At 63.7% G+C, this 19,977-nt stretch carries 18 protein-coding genes and 1 tRNA gene; 13 read left to right on the top strand and 6 right to left on the bottom strand.

The features are described from left to right. Window positions 1–32 precede the first annotated feature (32 nt). Window positions 33–638 carry a trimeric intracellular cation channel family protein gene (locus AC56LH_RS05075; protein ID WP_183550873.1) on the bottom strand — a complete coding sequence of 202 codons (606 nt, stop codon included), beginning with the start codon at window positions 636–638 and terminating at the stop codon, window positions 33–35. A 121-nt stretch (window positions 639–759) separates the two neighbouring features. Here AC56LH_RS05075 and AC56LH_RS05080 point away from each other — a divergent pair, with 121 nt between their 5' ends. Further along, window positions 760–1,275 carry a DUF1842 domain-containing protein gene (locus tag AC56LH_RS05080; protein WP_499644565.1) on the top strand — a complete coding sequence of 172 codons (516 nt, stop codon included), beginning with the start codon at window positions 760–762 and terminating at the stop codon, window positions 1,273–1,275. Here the strand turns inward: AC56LH_RS05080 and AC56LH_RS05085 are convergent. From AC56LH_RS05085 to trxB, 3 genes are all read right to left on the bottom strand, one after another. After that, the gene (locus AC56LH_RS05085; protein WP_499644567.1) at window positions 1,244–3,439 is read right to left on the bottom strand and encodes an ATP-binding protein; all 2,196 of its coding nucleotides are present in this window, start codon (window positions 3,437–3,439) and stop codon (window positions 1,244–1,246) included. The two genes, AC56LH_RS05080 and AC56LH_RS05085, sit on opposite strands and share 32 nt — an antisense overlap. 150 nt (window positions 3,440–3,589) lie before the next feature. After that, window positions 3,590–4,258, bottom strand: coding sequence for a Smr/MutS family protein (locus AC56LH_RS05090; RefSeq protein ID WP_499644569.1), 669 nt, complete (start codon window positions 4,256–4,258; stop codon window positions 3,590–3,592). A 23-nt stretch (window positions 4,259–4,281) separates the two neighbouring features. Then, window positions 4,282–5,250 (bottom strand): thioredoxin-disulfide reductase, encoded by a 969-nt coding sequence (trxB, locus tag AC56LH_RS05095; RefSeq protein WP_482898254.1) that lies wholly within the window; start codon window positions 5,248–5,250, stop codon window positions 4,282–4,284. A gap of 219 nt (window positions 5,251–5,469) precedes the next feature. On the opposite strand from trxB, the gene AC56LH_RS05100 reads away from it, so the two are divergent. From AC56LH_RS05100 to AC56LH_RS05110, 3 genes are all read left to right on the top strand, one after another. After that, on the top strand, window positions 5,470–7,983 hold the full coding sequence (locus AC56LH_RS05100; RefSeq protein ID WP_499644571.1) for a DNA translocase FtsK: 2,514 nt from the start codon (window positions 5,470–5,472) through the stop codon (window positions 7,981–7,983). An 80-nt stretch (window positions 7,984–8,063) separates the two neighbouring features. Further along, the gene (gene lolA / locus AC56LH_RS05105; protein WP_499648400.1) at window positions 8,064–8,738 is read left to right on the top strand and encodes an outer membrane lipoprotein chaperone LolA; all 675 of its coding nucleotides are present in this window, start codon (window positions 8,064–8,066) and stop codon (window positions 8,736–8,738) included. 17 nt (window positions 8,739–8,755) lie between these two features. Beyond that, window positions 8,756–10,057, top strand: coding sequence for a replication-associated recombination protein A (locus AC56LH_RS05110; protein ID WP_499644573.1), 1,302 nt, complete (start codon window positions 8,756–8,758; stop codon window positions 10,055–10,057). Here AC56LH_RS05110 and AC56LH_RS05115 read toward each other — a convergent pair. After that, complete coding sequence (locus AC56LH_RS05115; RefSeq protein WP_499648402.1) at window positions 10,054–10,401, bottom strand: winged helix-turn-helix domain-containing protein; 348 nt, start codon at window positions 10,399–10,401, stop codon at window positions 10,054–10,056. The two genes, AC56LH_RS05110 and AC56LH_RS05115, sit on opposite strands and share 4 nt — an antisense overlap. A 157-nt stretch (window positions 10,402–10,558) precedes the next feature. Here AC56LH_RS05115 and AC56LH_RS05120 point away from each other — a divergent pair, with 157 nt between their 5' ends. The 9 genes from AC56LH_RS05120 to AC56LH_RS05160 all read left to right on the top strand — a co-directional run bounded on the left by AC56LH_RS05120 (window position 10,559) and on the right by AC56LH_RS05160 (window position 19,370). Beyond that, a complete protein-coding gene (locus tag AC56LH_RS05120) occupies window positions 10,559–11,104 on the top strand; it encodes a hypothetical protein (RefSeq protein WP_499644575.1) in 546 nt (181 codons plus the stop codon). A 106-nt stretch (window positions 11,105–11,210) separates the two neighbouring features. Beyond that, window positions 11,211–11,747 (top strand): hypothetical protein, encoded by a 537-nt coding sequence (locus AC56LH_RS05125; protein WP_499644577.1) that lies wholly within the window; start codon window positions 11,211–11,213, stop codon window positions 11,745–11,747. A gap of 23 nt (window positions 11,748–11,770) precedes the next feature. Further along, entirely contained in the window at window positions 11,771–13,465 is a 1,695-nt protein-coding gene (locus AC56LH_RS05130; protein ID WP_499644579.1) for a hypothetical protein, read from the top strand. 11 nt (window positions 13,466–13,476) lie between these two features. Beyond that, a complete protein-coding gene (locus AC56LH_RS05135; protein WP_499644581.1) occupies window positions 13,477–15,609 on the top strand; it encodes a hypothetical protein in 2,133 nt (710 codons plus the stop codon). Between the two features lie 30 nt (window positions 15,610–15,639). After that, complete coding sequence (locus AC56LH_RS05140) at window positions 15,640–16,305, top strand: hypothetical protein (protein ID WP_499644583.1); 666 nt, start codon at window positions 15,640–15,642, stop codon at window positions 16,303–16,305. A gap of 198 nt (window positions 16,306–16,503) precedes the next feature. Continuing rightward, window positions 16,504–16,695, top strand: coding sequence for a hypothetical protein (locus AC56LH_RS05145; protein ID WP_258837517.1), 192 nt, complete (start codon window positions 16,504–16,506; stop codon window positions 16,693–16,695). A gap of 119 nt (window positions 16,696–16,814) precedes the next feature. After that, a complete protein-coding gene (gene serS / locus AC56LH_RS05150; RefSeq protein WP_499644585.1) occupies window positions 16,815–18,110 on the top strand; it encodes a serine--tRNA ligase in 1,296 nt (431 codons plus the stop codon). 112 nt (window positions 18,111–18,222) lie between these two features. After that, window positions 18,223–18,312: transfer RNA gene (locus tag AC56LH_RS05155), tRNA-Ser, on the top strand. Window positions 18,313–18,377: 65 nt separating this feature from the next. Beyond that, window positions 18,378–19,370, top strand: coding sequence for a bile acid:sodium symporter family protein (locus AC56LH_RS05160; protein ID WP_499644587.1), 993 nt, complete (start codon window positions 18,378–18,380; stop codon window positions 19,368–19,370). On the opposite strand, the gene AC56LH_RS05165 is transcribed toward AC56LH_RS05160, so the two are convergent. After that, window positions 19,367–19,870: an arsinothricin resistance N-acetyltransferase ArsN1 family B gene (locus AC56LH_RS05165; protein WP_499644589.1), complete on the bottom strand. Its 504-nt coding sequence runs from the start codon at window positions 19,868–19,870 to the stop codon at window positions 19,367–19,369. The two genes, AC56LH_RS05160 and AC56LH_RS05165, sit on opposite strands and share 4 nt — an antisense overlap. Window positions 19,871–19,977: the final 107 nt, after the last annotated feature.

Genomic DNA, 19,977 nt, shown 5'->3' on the forward strand with positions numbered 1-19,977 from the left:
AGCCTGCCTGACCCCACCGGGGCGGTGCGTCGTTACCGCCCCATCCGCATATCGAACTTCCACGTCAGCAGCCGCAGGCCGCTGATGAACAGGCAGCTCGACCACAGCGCGAAATCGTCCGGCACGCCGTACTTGCCCATGAGCAGGAACAGCCAGTTGCCGATGAACGCGCAGATCGCATACGGTTTGCCGTCCCGGAACACCATCGGCACTTCGTTACAGACGATATCGCGCAGCACCCCCCCGAAAATCCCGGTAATCACGCCCATCATCGAGGCAATGAAGATCGGCATGTCCGCCGCCAGTGCAGCGGACACGCCCGCGATCGAGAACAGGCCCAGGCCGACCGCATCGGCAATCACGATCAGGCGTTCCGAGACGATCTGGCGCAGCGTGCGGATGAGGGGAGAAGCAACCAGTGCCAGCACAAAGATCGCGATCGCGTATTCCTGGTGGGTCACCCAGAACAGCGGACGCTTGTCGAGCAGGATGTCGCGCAGCGTGCCGCCGCCAAATGCCGTGATGAACGCCACGGTGAATACCCCGACCAGGTCCATGCGCTTGCGCCGCGCTTCGATGAAGCCGGAGAATGCGCCGACCAGGATCGCCATGATTTCGATGAACTTGATGAGCGTCATGCAACAGGGGGCTGGGAATGGTGTTGTGAGATTACCACGTGCTCGGCGCTTGCATAAGAGAATTATGCGTGGGTGGCACGGATCATGCGATGCCGCTTGCGCGTCGGAAGGAAACCGGAAGGTGAGCACGTCCGGATGTGCTTACAGTGGCCATGCCCCGAGCGGCGCGAACGCCGGGCAATCCCCGCAGGCCAACCAGATCAAGGAGCACACGATCGCGAATACGTTTGAATCCGTAAAGGTGGTCACGCTGACCGCCGGCAATCAGGGCATGCCGGGCGCCCCGATCCTGACGATGGCGCTGATGATCGACGGGGCCGATGGCACCGTGCAGGGCAAGGGAGAAATTACCCAGGCGCTGGCGCCACCGTACGGTGAGCTGCCGGTGTCCAATATCACGGGCCAGATCCGCGCGATGGGGTTCGGCCCGGCGACGCGCTCGCTGGCGCTCAAGGGCACCATCTTCACAACGCTCAAACCGCCCGCGATCGGTACCCTGGAAATTCCGTTCAGCGCGTTCTTCGTGACTGACAATGACTGGGTGGGCCGCGGCTACTTCAACTATCCGCCGAACGACGTGACCGATGTGCCGATCACGCCGGGACTCACCCTGCGAGCAGGGGCAACCGCAACGTAAAGATCACCCGCCCATCCGCATACCGGTAGGCCAGCTCGCCCTGGTGCTCGCGCACGATCTGCTGCGCGATGTACAGGCCAAGGCCCATGCCGGTGCGGTTGCGCGGATTGTTCATCGACGCGCGCTTGAACGGATTGAACAACGTGGCCACCGTCTCGGGCGCGATTGCCTGACCGGCATTGGCGACTTCGACCGATGCGTCGCGCTCGTTGGCGCGCAGGCACACGGTCACCGGCGTGCCCGGCTCACCATGGTGACGTGCATTGCTCATCAGGTTCGACAACACCTGGCCCAGCCGGCCACTGTCGGCCTTGACGGTGGCCTCGTCGTCGCAGATCAGGTCGAGCGGGATCGACGGGTACGCCATGCGCGCCTCGTCCATCAGGTCGATCAGCAATTCCTTCAGGTCGACCGGCACGAGCGAGACGCCCAGACCCATGCCGCTGTCGATGCGGCTCATGTCCAGCACCTGGCTGATCATGCGCTGCATGCGGTTGGTCGACGACTGGATGCGCTTGCCCAGCGTCGGCTGGCCGTTGCCGCCGCCGTTGCCGGTGCGTTCCAGCACCATGCCGGCCATATTGATCGAGTGCAGCGGATCGCGCAGGTCATGCCCGAGCATGGCCAGCAATTGCGCGCGGGTGGCCTCGGTTTGCGAGCGGTGCGAGTTCATCGCGCGCACCAGTTCGGCCAGCGTCAGGCGGGCATTGCCCAGCACGGTTGGTTCCCACGGGTGCGCGCAGCCGCGCACCGTTTCGTGCCAGGCGTCGAACGAGCCGCGTGGTGTCAGGCGTTCGCCCAGCGGACCGAAGATGGCGATTTTTTCGGGGCGACCGCCCCAGGCCACGGTTTCGATCTGCTCGACGCGCAGCAGCACGCACCAGCCCTGGCCCATCGGATCGAAGGGCAGGGCCAGCATGCCGACCCACTTTCCCAGTTGTTCCTGCAGCGACTCGGGCCATTCCTGTTTGCCTTCGCGCACCAGCAAATCGTGCTGGTTGTCGGGCAGCGACGCAATGATGGCCTTGGCCAGTTCCGGCGCCAGTTCGCCATGCACAGCCACCTTGCCGTGCTGCGCGACGATCATTGCCTGGGCGCCGGCGGCAGCCATCAGCGACTTGCTGTGCTCGCCCAGCGCATCGAGCGGATCGTCGTCCAGCAACAGCGATTCGACGATGCCCGTGCGCACGCGCGCCGACTGCTCGGCGAGCGTGGCGTCGGCGCGCGCTTCGATGCTGAGGATGGTCGAGGCCATCACCTGCGCCAGCACGTCGGCCGCCAGGCGCACCGCGTACGGCACCAGCTTCTTCGACATGTGATGGCAGGCGATCAGGCCCCACAGGCGCCCGTTGATGACGATCGACACGCTCATCGATGCCATCACGTGCATGTTCTTGAGGTATTCGATGTGCACCGGCGAGACGCTGCGCAGCACGGCAAAGCTCATGTCCAGCGGCAGCGCGCCCGGTGCGCCGCACAGCGGCACGGCGGTGTAATCCATGTCGCCGATCATGCGCAGCGTGTTGAGCGTGTACAGACGGCGCGCCTGGGCCGGGATGTCGCCGGCCGGATAGCGCTGGCCGATGTACGGGACCAGGTCGTCGCGCCGGCTTTCAGCCACCACGTCGCCGCTGTCATCGGCGCGGAAGCGGTACGCCATCACGCGGTCGAAGCCGGTGAAATCGCGCACCTGGGTCACGGCGACGCTGAGCAGTCCTTCGATGGTTTTCTGGCGGCGCAGCCGGTCGATCGAGCTGTGCGCCTTGACGGCGAACTGCGACACTTCTTCGGTCGACGCCTCGCGCAATTCGAATTCGGCGGTAACGCGCCCGTGGGCGGTGTGCACGACACAATCGTATTCGGCAGCGCCAATGGATACGCCGGCCACGATCGGCCCAGCATCGTCGTCATGCAGTGCGGCGATGCAGTCGGTGATGGCGTCGAAGGCGGCCACCGGCAGGGCCAGCGCATCCAGCGACAGGCCTAGTTGTGGGGTGACACCCAGCATGCCGGGTGCGTTTTCGCTCCAGCCGGCCAGACGTGCGTCTTCAGTGAAGAACAGGATTGCGCCATGGGGCTGGATCGAGCCCGGGATATGAATCGGCTCGGCGGCACAGGACGACAAATCGACCCGTTGCCCATGCTCCATGATGACCGCTTGCATTGCCTTCAAATCACACCACCCCTAGTCGAATAACCGGGAAAAGACCGGCCGAGAAGAATTCTACAATCAACCTGCAAAAGGCGTCGGCACTGCAAACACGAACATTGCAATTGTTACACAGCCATGTTGCATTACCCATACAGACGGGCATTATTCCAGCAGCGCAGCGCGCAATAGCGCGATTAGCGCGCCATGGCCGCCATCGGAACGGCCGGCCGCGCAAAAGGCAATCACTTCGTTCTTTTGCACCAGCCAGCTGTGCACGATCCCGCGCAGCACCGGGGCGCCGCCCGGGGAGCCGTAGCCGATCCCGTGGATGATGCGTACGCAGCGGACGCCGCGCCGGTTCGCGCGGTGCAAAAAGTCGGTGAGGGCGTCGCGCGCGGCGTCGCGGTTCAGGCCATGCAGGTCGAGTTCGTCCTGGATCGGCCAGTGGCGCTTGCGCAACTTGCGCACGACATCCGGGCCGACGCCATCGCGCGAATAACTGAGAGCCGGATCTTCGTCGAGCATGCCTTCGACGTCGAATTCATCCGACAGCGATTCACGCAGAACGGCCTCGGTTTCCTCGGCGGCAGACAGGACCGGTCCCTTGCGCAGGTCGCGGTTCGGGGCGACGTACACCGGGCGGTGCACGTAGCGGTCGGACTCAGGCAGCTTGCGCACGCCCTGCATCGAGCTGCGAAATTCAACGGCGCGCTCGCGTGCCAGGCGTTCGCGCTGTTCACGCTCGGCCTGTTCGATGGCGCGCACGCGCTCGGTTTCCTTGAGCTGGTCGCGCAAGCCCTTGAGCTCGGCGAAGTCTTTCATGAGCGCCATCGAATGCGGTTCCTGGTGAGGATTTACTGTGGATCGTCTTCCAGCGCTTCGAGGTAGCGCTGTGCGTCGAGCGCGGCCATGCAGCCGGTGCCCGAGCTGGTGATCGCCTGGCGATAGATGTGATCCTGAACGTCGCCGGCAGCGAACACGCCCGGCACGCTGGTGGCGGTCGCCATGCCTTCGAGGCCCGACTTGGTCACCAGGTAGCCGCCGCTGTGCATCTCGAGCTGGCCTTCGAAGATGCCCGTGTTTGGCTTGTGGCCGATGGCCACGAACAGGCCGTGCACGGTCAGGTCCTTCGATTCGCCCGTCTGGGTCGACTTCAGGCGCAGGCCGGTCACGCCGCTGTTGTCACCCAGGACTTCGTCGAGCGTCTGGTTGTATTCCAGCACGATCTTGCCTTCAGAGACCTTGTGCATCAGGCGGTCGACCAGGATCGGCTCGGCGCGGAACTTGTCGCGGCGGTGGATCAGCGTGACCTTCGACGCGATGCCGGCCAGGTACAGCGCTTCTTCGACGGCCGTATTGCCGCCGCCGATGACCGCGACTTCCTGGTTGCGGTAGAAGAAGCCGTCGCAGGTGGCGCAGGCCGACACGCCCTTGCCCATGAACGCCTGCTCGGATGGCAGGCCCAGGTACTGGGCCGATGCGCCGGTGGCGATGATCAGGGCGTCGCAGGTGAACGTGAAGCTGTCGCCCACCAGGCGGATCGGCTTTTCGTTCAGGTACGTGGTGTGGATCTGGTCGAACACGATCTCGGTATTGAAGCGCTCGGCGTGCTGCAGCAGGCGCTGCATCAGCTCCGGGCCCTGTACGCCCATCGGGTCGCCTGGCCAGTTCTCGACATCGGTGGTGGTCATCAGCTGGCCGCCTTGCTCGACACCGGTCACCAGCATCGGCTTGAGGTTGGCGCGCGCGGCGTACACGGCAGCGCTGTAGCCGGCAGGACCGGAACCGAGGATGAGGACTTTGGCGTGTTTAGTTGTAGTCATGGCGGCGCTTCAATGATTGTTAATAGACACACGGCAATTGGGGGCGGCTTGAGAAGAATCAAGGCCCACGCGGGCGCCGGTTGGGGTGTGCGAAAGAGGGCAGATTATAGACGATGCAGCGCGCGGACATGAATCGTGGGGCCGGCGCGAGCGTATATCGCTTAGAATGTCCGGATAGCCGATTCGTACTTACCACGTAGTTACCTAGTAGTGCCTGCAATGAGCAAGAATAGTCCAGCCGCCACCTCCGGATATACCCGCACCAAGCAAACGGCCCGCGCGCCGCTGCCAGGCCGTCTGTCGCGCCTGCTGTCCGAAGCGCGCTGGATCGCCGGCGCCGTTGCGTTCCTTTATTTCGTCCTGATCCTTCTCAGCTACAGCAAGGGCGATCCCGGCTGGTCGCACGCCAATTCGGTGCCCCGCATCGATAACCTGGGCGGACGCGCCGGTGCCTGGCTGTCCGACCTGCTGCTGTTCATTTTCGGCTTTTCCGCCTGGTGGTGGAGTGTCATCTTCCTGCGCCAGGTCTGGCGCGGCTGGCGCCGCCTGACCGACAAGCTCGGCACCGCCGCGGCGGCCGAACCCGTGCACCATGGTGAAATCTATGTCCGCTGGATCGGCTTTGCGCTGATGTTCGCCGGCAGCGTTGGCCTGGAATACCTGCGCATGTGGTCGTGGGACGTCGAACTTCCGCGCGCGCCGGGCGGCGTGCTGGGGCAACTGCTCGGGCACGCCAGCCAGGTCACGTTCGGCGCCACCGGCGCCACCTTGCTGCTGTTGCTGTTGTTCGGGCTGGGCTTCTCGCTGTTCTTCCAGGTGTCGTGGCTGGCCGTGGCCGAGCGCATCGGCGGCGTGTTCGACGACGCCTTCGACTGGTTCCGCCTGCGCATGGAAGACATCGAAGACCGCAAGCAGGGCGAAGTGGCGGCCGTCAAGCGCGACGAGGTTGTCGATCATGGTCGCGCCAAGTTCACCGAAAAGCATTCGAACGAGCCGATTCCCGTCGTCAAGGCCGAGCCGTCGCTCGACATGCCGTCGGCGCCGGCGCCGGTTTCCATGGCCAAGTCGACCGCGTCGACCGCGTCGTCGGCGCCAAGTGTTGCGCCGGGCGTCATGCCAAGTGTCGCACCAAGCACCCAACCTACGCTCCAGCCGATCAAGATCGAGCCGCAGATGGTCAGCGTGCCCAAGTCCGAGCGCGCCGAAAAAGAACGCCAGACGCCGTTGTTCTCCGATCACCGGGGCGATACCGACCTGCCGCCGCTGTCGCTGCTCGATGAAGCGCCGCCCGTCACGGAGACGGTCAGCGTCGAGACGCTGGAGTTCACCAGCCGCCTCATTGAAAAGAAACTGTCCGACTTCGGCGTCGATGCCAAGGTCGTCGCCGCCTATCCGGGCCCGGTCGTCACGCGCTACGAGATCGAACCGGCTACCGGTGTGAAGGGCAGCCAGATCGTCAACCTGGCGCGCGACCTGGCGCGTTCGCTGTCGCTGACCTCGATCCGCGTCGTGGAAACCATCCCCGGCAAGAACTACATGGCGCTCGAGTTGCCGAATCCGAAGCGCCAGATCGTGCGCCTGTCCGAGATCGTCGGCTCCAAAGTGTATGGCGACAGTGCGTCGAGCCTGACCGTGGCACTGGGCAAGGACATCGCCGGCAAGCCGGTGGTGGCCGACCTGGCCAAGATGCCGCACCTGCTGGTGGCGGGTACGACCGGCTCCGGTAAATCGGTTGGCATCAACGCGACCATCCTGTCGCTGCTGTACAAGTCCGACCCGGCCGATGTGCGCCTGATCCTGATCGACCCGAAGATGCTGGAAATGTCGGTGTACGAAGGCATTCCGCACCTGCTCGCGCCGGTCGTGACCGACATGCGTCAGGCGGGCCACGCACTGAACTGGGCCGTCAACGAGATGGAGCGCCGCTACAAGCTCATGAGCAAGCTCGGCGTGCGTAATCTGGCGGGCTACAACAACAAGATCCTCGAGGCGACCAAGCGCGAAGAACACATCCCGAATCCGTTCTCGATCATGCCCGACAACCCGGAGCCGCTCGAAAAGCTGCCGACCATCGTCATCATCATCGACGAATTGGCCGACCTGATGATGGTCGTGGGTAAAAAGGTCGAAGAGCTGATTGCCCGTATCGCGCAGAAGGCGCGTGCGGCAGGTATTCACCTGATCCTGGCGACGCAGCGCCCGTCGGTCGATGTCATCACGGGCCTGATCAAGGCGAACATCCCGACCCGGATTGCGTTCCAGGTGTCGTCGAAAATCGACTCGCGCACCATTCTTGACCAGATGGGCGCCGAAGCGCTGCTGGGCATGGGCGACATGCTGTACATGCCGCCGGGTACTGGCCTGCCGGTGCGCGTGCACGGCGCGTTCGTGTCCGACGAAGAAGTGCATCGAGTTGTAAAACATCTGCAATCGCTGGGCGAGCCGAACTATATTGAGGGCATCCTCGAAGGGGGCACGCTGGAAGAAGGCGGCGCCGCCGACGGGGCCGCACCGGGCGAGGGCGGCGGCGAGGCCGACGCACTGTACGACCAGGCGGTGCAGGTGGTGCTCAAGAACCGCCGCGCATCGATCTCGCTGGTCCAGCGTCACCTGCGCATCGGCTACAACCGCGCCGCACGCCTGCTGGAACAGATGGAAAACAGCGGCGTCGTCTCGCCGATGCAGTCGAACGGCAACCGCGACATCCTGGTGCCGGCAGCCAGCGCGGAATAACCTTCCTCGCGCACTTTACCCTTTCAGCGCTGTAGGGTGGACGCGGCCGGCGAGGCGGCTGTGCCGTCCACGCGTTCAACCTGCCAACGCAGGCCCAAAAACAAGAACAGGACCTCCGCATGCAAGCAACCAAATTCACCATCGCCGCATTCTTGGCCACGAGCGCCTTCGCGTTCTCGAGCATCGCCAGCGCCGCCGCTCTGGACCAGTTCAAATCCTTCGTCGCCAGCACCAAGTCGGCCAAGGGCGAATTCACCCAGCAACAGCTGGGCAAGTCCAAAAGCGGCAAGGCCAGCCCTGCATCGAGCGGCAGCTTCGTGTTCGCCCGTCCCGGCAAATTCATCTGGACCTACCAGAAGCCGTACGAACAAGTCCTGCAAGCCGATGGCGACCAGCTGTATATCTACGACAAGGACCTGAACCAGGTCACCGTGCGCAAACTCGGTAACGCGCTGGGTTCATCCCCGGCCGCGATCCTGTTCGGCAGCAACAAGCTCGAAGAAAACTTCACGCTCAGCGAAGCTGGCGAGCGCGACGGCATGGAATGGCTCAACGCCGTCCCGAAAGCCAAGGACACGTCGTTCGAGCAGATCAGCATCGGCCTGAAGGGCGGGGTGCCGCTGGCGATGGAACTGAAGGACACGTTTGGCCAGACCTCGCGCCTGACCTTCACCAACTTCCAGCGCAACCCGGCCCTGGGCGCGCAGCAATTCAAGTTCGAGACGCCCAAGGGCGCCGACGTCGTCAACCAGTAAGCCGTACGGAGAGCGCCGTGGATGACCTGTTCAAGACCGAACCGGCGGCGCCGCTGGCCGAAGCCCTGCGCCCGCGCACCATCGACGAGGTCGTGGGGCAGAGCCACCTGCTGGGCCCCGGCAAGCCGCTGAACCTGGTTTTCAAGTCGGGCAAGCCCCATTCGATGATCCTGTGGGGCCCGCCGGGCGTGGGCAAGACCACGCTGGCGCGCCTGACCGCATATGCGTTCGATTGCGAACTCATCGCGTTGTCGGCGGTGCTGTCGGGCGTGAAGGATATTCGCGCGTCGATCGACCAGGCCGAGCAGTATCTGGCGCGCGGCAAGCACACGATCCTGTTCATCGACGAAATCCACCGCTTCAACAAATCGCAGCAGGACGCGTTGCTGCCGTTCGTCGAAAGCGGGCTGGTCACGCTGATCGGCGCGACCACCGAGAACCCGTCGTTCGAAGTCAACTCGGCGCTGCTGTCGCGCTCGCAGGTGTACACGCTCAAGGCGCTCACCGATGACGAGCTGCGCCAGTTGCTCGCACGCGCCAAAGAATCGGTGCTGCAGCACCTCGAATTCGACGAGGTCGCCATCGATACGCTGATCGGCTACGCCGACGGCGACGCGCGCCGCTTCCTCAACCTGCTCGAGCAAACGAAGACGTCCAGCGACACGGCCGGCATCACGCACATCACCGCCGACTTCGTCGAGAATGCGCTGACGCTGAACGTGCGCCGCTTCGACAAGGGGGGCGACAATTTCTATGACCAGATCTCGGCGCTGCATAAATCGGTGCGCGGTTCGCACCCGGATGCTGCGCTGTACTGGCTGTGCCGGATGCTCGATGGCGGGGCGGACGCCAAATACCTGTCGCGCCGCATCGTGCGCATGGCCTGGGAAGACATCGGCATTGCCGATCCGCGTGCGATCCAGCTGGCCAACGACGCGGCCGCCACCTACGAGCGGCTGGGCTCGCCGGAGGGGGAGCTGGCCCTGGGCCAGGCAGTGATTTATCTGGCGATTGCCGCCAAGAGCAATGCCGGCTACAACGCGTTCAATGCGGCGATGGCATTCGTACGCAAGGACAAGTCGCGCGAAGTGCCGGTCCACTTGCGCAATGCGCCGACCAAGCTCATGAAAGAACTGGGCTACGGTCACGATTACCGGTATGCGCACGATGAGCCGAACGCGTATGCGGCAGGCGAGACCTATCTGCCGTACGACATGCCCGAGCCGGGCTGGTACCAGCCGGTGCCGCGCGGGATCGAAACCAAGATCGCCGAAAAGATGGCGTGGCTGCGCGGGCTGGACGACGAGGCGCGTCGCTAGCGACCCTCTGCCGCCTTCACCAGCAGGCCGGACAGTTCATCGAAATACGCCAGCGCCGCCGGCGTGAGATCGACCTGCTTGCGCCGGGTGTCTTCGGTGTCGGCAAGCGTGAGCCAGCCTTTCTTGCGCATTGCCGTGACCCGCGCATGGATGGTGGCGGGCGCCCCCAGATGTTCCTGCGCCATCAGGTCGCGTACGGAGAGGCGCTGATGCGCCTGCGCTGCGCGGGCGACAACGGTCAGCACGCGCTCTTCGCGCGCGTCCAGCGGACCCAGGGTGGGCAACGTGCGCAAGGCATCGACCAGATGCAGGAAGCGCAGGTAGATATCAGCCGGTCGCGTCAGTGGTTTTTCGTGACTCATCGAGTGTCCGTGCCCCAGTCGGGGATGTTTGTTGCATTGATGCTACGCCCGGTAAATTGTTGCACCTCAGATAACATCCGCGTGTTTATAATCCCGCGTCTGTCCGGTGTATGGACATTGTAACCAAAGCCTCCCGGTCATGCGTCACCTGCAGCTTGAATTCACGATGGTCGCGGGTACCGCGATCCTGTTCCTGGCCACGATCCTGCTGAACGAAGTCTTGTTTACGCACCTCGAGTTTGCGCCTGGCATCAACATGATCTATCTGCCTGCCGGAGTGCGCCTGCTGAGTGTACTGCTGTTTGCGGAGGCCGGCGCCATCGGCCTGCTGCTGGCGTCATGGGGCATCTGCTTCTTCTACATGTTTCCGGATGATCCGCTGCGCTCGTTCATCGGCGGCATCCTGTCGGCGCTGGCCCCATACCTTGCCTACCGCGCATTGCTTGCGTCAGGCATCGGCGCCTCGCTGCGCGGCATGAGCGGCCAGCGGTTGTTCTGCTTCGCGCTGCTGTTTTCCGTCATGAGTCCGGCCATGCACCATATCTGGTTCGCGCTGACGGGCGGGCAGGATCTGTGGCATGGCTTCGTGGTCATGTTCATCGGTGACCTGGCCGGCACGCTCATCGTGCTGTATGGCGCCAGGCTCGCGCTGCGGGTGTTCTGGCCAAAGCCTTCCTTTCGGTAAAAACAATTTCTTTACAGAAAATAAATACAGGTGTACCATATGTTCGCATAATTATAACGTTCTATTTTCTATAGCGATTGGGCCGGGGATGCCAACAAGATCAAGCTTGCTTTACGCTGGGGTGCTGGGGCTGTTGATCGCGACAACACTGATGGCTGGCTGCGATCGTGCACGTTACAGTGTGGCCGAAGCGATTCGTCCGGCCAGTCCGGCCGAGGTTGCAGGCGCGCTGCGTGAGCAGATTGCCAAGGGCGAATTCAGCCGGGCCAGTGCCGATGGCAGCGCCTGGCTGGCCAACCAGCGCGACCCGAGCGGCGGCGTGGCCTGGGAAACGGCAAAAGCGAGTGCGCAGGCAGGCCATGCCGATGCAGCGATCCGCTTCGCCGGAATGGCGGTGCAGGGCGGCGCGGTGGACGGGGTGCGGCTGATGACCGAGCCGATGCTCGAACCCGTGCGTCTCGACGAGCGCCTCGTCGCCCTGGCTGCCGGCGTCGCCGCAGGCCCGGTTGGTCAGACCAACACCCTGGCGCCTGGCGCCACGCCGGCCTTTGCGCCGGCGTCATCCAATACTGCAGCGGCGTCCATTGGCGCCGATGGCATCACGGCCAGCGCCGGCGATGTTTCGGTCCGGCTTCCCGACTAATCTTTTCTCCCCCCCACTTTTCCATGATGAAGAAACATTTGCTGCCAGCGCTGCTGGCACTGAGCATCGCTGCGCCGGTGACGGCCGAAACTTTCCAGGCCAACGGTACCAAGGAACTGAGTATCAAGGCCAATGGCGACTTGATCAACGCTCGTCGTATCGCGCGCGAACAGGCTGAGAAGGACGCCGTGGCCAGCGTACTCAAGATCAAGCTCAGCGCCGACCTGAACGACCCGAAAGTGCGCAATGCGTTACCCGATCTGCACAAGCAGCTGGCCGACAAGCTGCGCACATCGTTCAGCGCTGAAGGCGACGTGCTCAGTGCGCGCAGCGTGCTGCAGGTCGAATCGAGCGAGTTCCTGGACCTCGCACGTTCGCTGGGCATTGGTTCTGGCGTGGCGGTCGCGAATGCAAGGGTGCTATTTTTGATCGACGAGTACTTCGGTGTCGGCACCCGGCTTGATCCGTCGCTGCCGCTGGTCACTGAAATCGATTATTCGCACGACAAGAGCGCAATGTCGGACCAGAGTACGTCGGTGGCCTCGTCGCGCAGCGCCTCGAGTTCGTCCGCCAGCGCTGTCAAGGGCAGCTTCGCAGCGGCCTCGTCGGACAAGGCCGCGTTCGCCGCCAGCTCGGCGTCGTCCGTTGCTGCGCGTGACCGCCAGGCCCACAGCGGCTCTGCCAGCGGCGCGATGGCGCTGCGCGACGGTTACGGCAATGCCGGCGCCGCTTCGGGCAGCGCCTCGTCGTCCGGGGCGCGTGACACGCAGTTTGCCGGCGCCCAGAAATCGTCCGCCGCCGGCAGTGCATCGTCGCAGGCGGCCATGAGCGCCACGTACGCGAACGCCAGCGCCAGCAAGTCGGCCAGTGCGGTGGGCTACTCGGCGCAGAATAATGATGTCCGTCGCCAGAATGACGTGGTCAACCTCAAGGTGCGCCAGGTCTTTGCCGGCCTCGACAATGGCAGGCCGGTCGAGGCCAGCAGCGCTCTGATCACCCAGAAGTTGCAGCAGGTCGCGGGCGATTTTGGCCTGGCCTTTACCGACGAGCGCGATTTCCGCGTCGAAGGTGGGCAGCGCCTGACCGTCAGCGATATCGAGCGCCTGCAGAAGTTCGATGCCTATCTGGCGAAGGCAGCGACAGGCAGCTACCGCGCCAAGTACGTTGTCTACGGACGTGCCCGCATGCAGACCGAAGGAACGAGTCCGAGCGGCCAGACCGAATGTTCCGGACAACTGCAGCTGACGTCGTCGAACGTCGACACCGGCGCCGGTTTCGTGGCCGGCACGATCGTCAAGCGCGCTACCGGCAGCAGCGACCAGAACTGCCGTGGCAACCTCTCCGAATCGATGGCGCGTGCGCTTGCCGACACGATCGGCACCAAGGCCCAGCGCACCCTGCAGCAGGGCGCCGTCCAGGGCACGCCGTACTTTGTATCGATCTACAGCGCACTGCGCGTACCGGGCAAAGTGCGGCGCGACTTTTCCAGCCGCCTGAAGGCAATCGAAGGCGTGGTCGAAGTCGGCGACAGCGACAACGCGACCGACGAGCTGCGAACCTGGAACGTCATGGCCAAGGGTAACTTCAGCGAGCGGATCGAAGACATGGTCGATGCCTTCAAGGAATCGGGTGACGCAGCCTACAAGGACGCCCGCTTCGAACGGCGGGGCGACCGCCTCGTCATGTGTATCGAAGGCAAGTGCCCGGAGCGAATCTGATGGGGCGTTGCATGCGCATGACCGGCAAGGTTGCCCGTCTGGCGATCGGTCTGGCGATCGGTGTTGCCACCGTATTGCCGGCCGCGGCGGCCTCGTTCTATTTGTTTCCCGTGCAAGAAATTGAAGGCATGTCGCTGGAGGGCCAGAAAGCACGCCGCATGCTCGATCCCGGTGTGATGGCGCGCTTGTTCGGCGACAAGGCCGGACAGCAAGCGCAGGCTGCGCTGGTGACGCAGTTCGTCAATCAGTTGCACGGGGCCTATCCGGACTCACTCATCCATGCGCGCCAGGTTGCCGACAACAACATCGGTCAAGGCCACCGCTTCGTCAATGACGGCAGCCTGCAGTGCCGCGCGGCGCCGTCGTTCAAGGTAGCCGATACCTACGCCGTGGTGCTCGGCATCACGCGGGCATCGCTGTACAAGGTCGAGCGCGGCGACAACGTCGAGGTGCTGGTGCCGGTGACGCTCAGCCTGCAGTTCGTCCGGCCGAGTCTGGCCAAAGTTGTCTACACGATGAGCGAGACGGTCTATACGCCGTTTCGCTTCAGCCGAAGCGAGTATGCATCGGGCGCGATGGATGCGACGATCCGCGCCGAAGTTCTCAAGAGCATCAGCGAGCAGATCGGTACGCTGGTTACCGGTGCCCGCGCCGCCTTCGACCCCAGGTCGACGACGGTCAAGCTGGTGGACCGCGACGGCAAGTTCCTGGTCGCCGATCGTGGTGTCGAGGCCGGCTTCGTCAAGGGCGAGCAGGTCGAGGCGCGCTCTGCTGGCGGCGAGGCCAGTATCTTCGACGTGCTCTATGCTGACAGCGGCTACGCTGTACTGCGCAGTGCCATGGGTTCGGCAAGCGTGGGCGACAGCCTGCAGTTCACGTTCGACAGCACGGGCGACGACAGCCGCAAGCCGCGCCTGATGCCTGTGGTTGCCAGCAACGATGCTGAAGGCACGGCGGTCGCCGACATGTTCGGACGCGCGATCGGCTTCAAGGCAACCTTCCAGCTCAGCCCGGTCGACGTGCATTTCGACCAGACCAGGCAGCGCATCACCCGCGCTGCCAATTGCGTCGACTGGGCCAAATTGCCGAGCATGGCGCAGGCATCCGGCGAGCGTACCGATCCGCCCGACTTCTTCCTGCGCTTCACGCCGGTGACGACGCCGTCGGTTGTGCTGAGCGGCGTGCGCGGCGCCGTGACCGAGGAACGCTTTCATACCCTCGTGACCGCACAAGTCGTCGACCAATTCGGCAAGGTGGTGTTTTCGGAACTGGGCGACGATGACCACCGGATCGAACGCGTCGGCGGGAACGGCCTGGGCCTGCCCCAGGCGCGTGAAGTCGCCCTCAAGAATGCAACTGGCAAGCTGGCGGACAACTTCCTCGCCAATGTGCGCTTTGCCGCACGCGAACTGCGCGTGGCAAAGGTCGATGCAGAACGGCTCTGGGTCGAAGGCATGGATGGCGTACCGACCGAACTGCCGAGCTTTGGCGTGCTGCACCCGCTCTCGGCGAAAGCAGCGGGCAAGACAGCGCTGCTGGATCTGGATGTCAATCCCGGCAGCGTCGGTGCCATCGCCGATGGCGCTCTCGTTGGCCTGTCCTACTCGGCCGTCAACCCGGCACTGCCCCGTCCACAGCGTGGCGACATCGTGCGTCTGTATGGGCAGCAACTGGCGGGCGTGACGCGTGTGACGGATTGCGTGGAGCCGCTGTATGTCGGCCAGAACAATGTGGCCGAGGCGGCGTTTGCGGGGCCGCTGGTGCGCCACGCGGTCTACCGTTCGCGCAAATATGCCGGTCATGTGGGCGACCCCGCGTTCTACGACGCCGCCAACGCGCTGCTGCGCACCGGCCTGTTCGATCTGCGGCTGCAGGCGCCGACGATCGGCCTGTGCATCCAGCCCGGGTATGTCATGCGCGAAGAAACGGCCCAGTGCGCCGGCGCGGCATGCAGCGCTACGCTGATGCTGGGCCTGCAAGCACGCTTCAAGGCAGGGGGCGAGCTGAAGCATACGGCGGCCTCGGGTCTGCGTACCGAATTCAGTGGCGTGCCGCCGCAAAGCAGGGAGGCATTCTACGGATACAAAGGACTGGGCAACGGGCTGTCGATGCAGCCTGACCTGCTCAAGAAAATCGAGAACTGATCAACGTTACAACACAGGGATACAAAAAAAATGAACAAGATTGCACAAGCCGTCGTCGTTGCCGCATGCCTGATGGGCGCGGGCACAGCCCAGGCTCAGCTGGGTGGCCTTGGTGGCCTGCTGGGCGGCGCGAAGAGCAGCGGCGGTGATATCGGCGCAAGTGTCGGCACCTTCGTCAGCCAGAGCGCAGTACTGAGCGCGCTCACCAGCCAGTCGCTGGTGGCCATCAATTCGGCCTTCATGAGCAAGGAAGACAGCGCCGTCATCAAGGCCGAACTGAATGCCATCAACAAGCTGACCGATGCCGGCGAAAAAAACGTGCGCACGAAACAGCTGTATGAGTCGCAATCGGCCGAAACCAAGCGCCTGCTCGACTCGGGCGACATGAAGGGTCGCATGGCCACGCTCGACGCCGAAGGCCGCAAACAAATCGGTAGCGCATTGCTCAACTTCGGTATCGGCGGCCTGCAAGCGGTCGAGCTGAGCAAGACTGGCCAGGCGCTGGTAGGCCAGGCCGGCGCCAATCCGATGAACCTGACGAAGATCATGCCGGTCAAGGACACCTTGCCACTGCTGGGTAAAGTCGTCAGCGATTCGGGCGGCATCATCGCTGGCGTGGCGAAACTGGCGCAAGGCGCCAAAATCGACGTACCGAAGGTGACGGCCAGTTCCAAGCCGGTCGATCTGGCCTTCTGATCCGGCTTGATCAGCACTTCCCTGACTGACTTATCCAGCTGGTCAGGGTGGCGTTGCGGTCGGTCGCACGTCGGCGCATTCTGCGCCGCAGATCGTGCATTTGGTCGCATGTCGATGGCAGTTCAGGGAAGTGGTGGCTACAGTACCACCATACCGCATCACTTCTGCGGACCCTGAAATCACCACCGAGGAGCCATCATGAACATCCGTAAAAACTTCGAAGCCCTGTTCCTGGCCGTTGTTGCACTGGGCCTGGTCGGCAGCTACGTCACCGCCAGCGAACGGCCGATCATGATCGCTGCATCGGCCGCATCGACCGCGCCAGCGCTCGACATGGCCAGCATCCAGACCGTCGTCGTGAGCGCGCCGCGCCTGGCCGCCACGCTGTAACTCGCCGCTTGCCGGTGGGCAGGCGAGGGCCCGGCAGCATCACTGCCAAATCTCGCAAGGAATGCCAGTCGGCTTGGTACAATTGTGGTTTCGATACACACAGCCTGGTCCAACCCGACATGATTGACATCCAACTTCTCCGCAAAGACATCGACACCGCTGCCGCCCGCCTGGCGACCCGCAAGTACCAGCTCGATGTGTCCGCCTTCAGTGCGCTGGAGGCCGAACGCAAGGCCATCCAGACGCGCACCGAAGAACTGCAGGGCAAGCGCAATGCGCTGTCCAAGCAGATCGGCATGCTCAAGGGCAAAGGCGAAGACACGACGGCCGTGATGGCAGAAGTGGCGGGCCTGGCCGACGAGCTCAAGGCCAATGAAGCGGCGCTGGCGAAGGTGCAGGAGAGCATGGCACAGTTCATGGCGGCCGTGCCGAACCTGCCGCACGAGAGCGCCCCGCAGGGCCTGGATGAAAGCGGCAACGTCGAAGTGCGCAAGGTCGGCGATGTGCCGGCATTCGACTTCGCCGTGCGCGACCACGTCGACATCGGCGAGCGCCTGGGCATGGACTTCGAAACCGCCACCAAGATCACAGGCTCGCGCTTTTCGATGATGAAGGGCGGCATGGCGCGCCTGCACCGCGCGCTGGCGCAATTCATGCTCGACACGCACACCGAACGCCATGGCTACACCGAGTGCTACACGCCGTACATGGTCAACGCCGATTCGCTGCGCGGCACTGGCCAGCTGCCGAAATTCGAAGCCGACCTGTTCTCGGTGAAAAAGGGCGGCGTCGAAGGCGAGGGCGAAACCTTTTACCTGATCCCGACGTCCGAAGTGTCGCTGACGAATGTCGTGCGCGACGAGATCCTGGCGCTGGACACGCTGCCGCTGAAGATGACGGCGCACACGCCATGCTTCCGCTCCGAAGCCGGCAGCTACGGCCGCGACACGCGCGGCATGATCCGCCAGCACCAGTTCGACAAGGTCGAACTGGTCCAGGTGGTGCATCCCGAACAGTCGTACGTGGTGCTCGACGAGATGGTCGGCCATGCCGAATTCATCCTGACTTCGCTTGGCCTGCCATACCGCGTCATGCTGCTGTGCACGGGCGACATGGGCTTCTCGGCTGCCAAGACCTTCGATATCGAAGTCTGGCTGCCGGCGCAGAATACCTACCGCGAGATTTCGTCGCTGTCGAACTGCGAAGCGTTCCAGGCGCGTCGCATGCAGGCCCGCTTCCGCAATGCGCAGGGCAAGCCTGAGCTGGTGCATACGCTCAATGGCTCGGGTCTGGCCGTGGGCCGCACGCTGGTGGCCGTGCTCGAGAACTACCAGCAGGCCGACGGCAGCGTGATCGTGCCCGAGGTGCTGCGCCCGTACATGGGTGGCCTGGAGCGCTTGAGCCCGGCGGCTTGAAACGGGTGAGGGAAGGGGAAATGAGCCAGCGCGCATTTTCTCCCTTCCATTTTCCGGTCAATCCGCTATAATGGCGGTCTCTTGCAGCTCACAGCAAGAATCGACCGAATCAGGAGAGGTGGCAGAGTGGTCGAATGTACCTGACTCGAAATCAGGCGTACGCGCGAGCGTACCGTGGGTTCGAATCCCACCCTCTCCGCCAAGTAGCATGGAACAAGCCACCGCAAGGTGGCTTTTTTCATTCCCGAACGCTGCCAGGACCTCTGCATGCCATTTCGAATCCCATCCCGATTTCTGCCGGACCGAATGACCCTGATGCTGCTGGCCGTCGTGGCCGCCGCCAGCATCTTCCCGGCGCAGGGCGACGTCGCTGCCGTGCTGAAGATTGTCACGATGGTGATGATCGGCGTGCTGTTCTTTTTGCACGGCGCCAAGCTCTCGCGTGCTGCAATCATTGCCGGCGCGACCCACTGGCGGTTACACCTGCTGGTACTGCTGTGCACCTTCGCGTTGTTCCCCGTGCTGGCGCTGCTGTTCAAGCCCGGCATCCTGCTGCTGCTCACGCCCGAGCTGTATCTGGGCATCCTGTTCCTGTGTTTGCTGCCGTCGACGGTGCAGTCGTCGATTGCATTCACGGCCGCGGCGCGCGGCAATGTGCCGGCCGCGGTCTGCAGCGCCTCGGTATCGAGCCTGCTGGGTATTGTCCTCACGCCGTTGCTGGTCAATGTGGCGATGCCGGCCTCGTCCGGTGCGGGCGCGTCGCTCGATTCGGTCCTGATGATCGTCTATCAGCTGTTGCTGCCGTTCATTGCGGGCCAGATAGCGCGGCGCTGGATCGGTGGCTGGGTCGATCGCCACAAGAGCCTGGTCAGGGGCGTCGACCAGGGCTCGATTCTGCTGGTGGTGTTTTCCGCGTTCAGCGCAGCGGTGGTGGAAGGGTTGTGGTCACGGGTGCCGCCCGCCATGCTGGGCAACCTGATCCTGGTCTGCATCCTCCTGCTGGCGGTCGTCATGCTGGTGGTGACGTGGCTGGCGCGGCGCTTCGGGTTTTCGAAAGCCGATGAAATCACGATCGTGTTTTGCGGCTCCAAGAAAAGCCTGGCCACCGGCATCCCGCTGGCCCATGTGCTGATCCCTGCCGCCAGCATCAGCATGGTGGTGCTGCCGCTGATGCTGTTCCACCAGATCCAGCTGATCGTCTGCGCGGTGATCGCGGGCCGCTACGCACGGCGGCCGGTAGGGCCTGCGGAGCCCGTCTAGCCTGGCGCCAGACGCATCTGCCAGTACCCGACATCGAGCCACATCCCCAGCTTGAAGCCCACTTCTGAAAAGTGCGCGACCTTGGCAAAGCCCAGGCGTTCGTGCAGGCGAACACTGCGCTCGTTCGGCTGCGCGATGCCCGCAATGACCGTGTGCAGGCCGCGCGTGCGTAACGCGTCCAGCAAGCTGGCATACAGGCGCATGCCATGGCCCTGGCCGGCGAGAGCAGAGTCGAGATAGATGGTGCTCTCGACCGCGTGGCGGTAGGCAGGCCGGGCGCGCCACCTGGTGGCGTAGGCATAGCCAATGATGGCGTCGTTGTCTTCTGTCAGCACCAGCCAGGGCAGGCCGCCGTCGATGACGTCGGCGATGCGCGCAGCCATGTCGTCGGCACTCACCGGCGTTTCCTCGAACGAAATCGTCGTGCCGTCGACATAGGGGTTGTAGATCGCGCAGATGCGGGCGGCGTCAAGTCGGGTTGCGGGGCGGATCGTGGTCATCGTCGGGGCGACTCGGTGTAAAGACCCATCATAAGACAAGCCGGGCCATAACCACGACCTGCATGAATACCCGACCAAACCGCTCGATGATTGATGCGGTGCAATAT

It is taken from the genome of Telluria sp. LT1R51-2, from assembly GCF_059685775.1.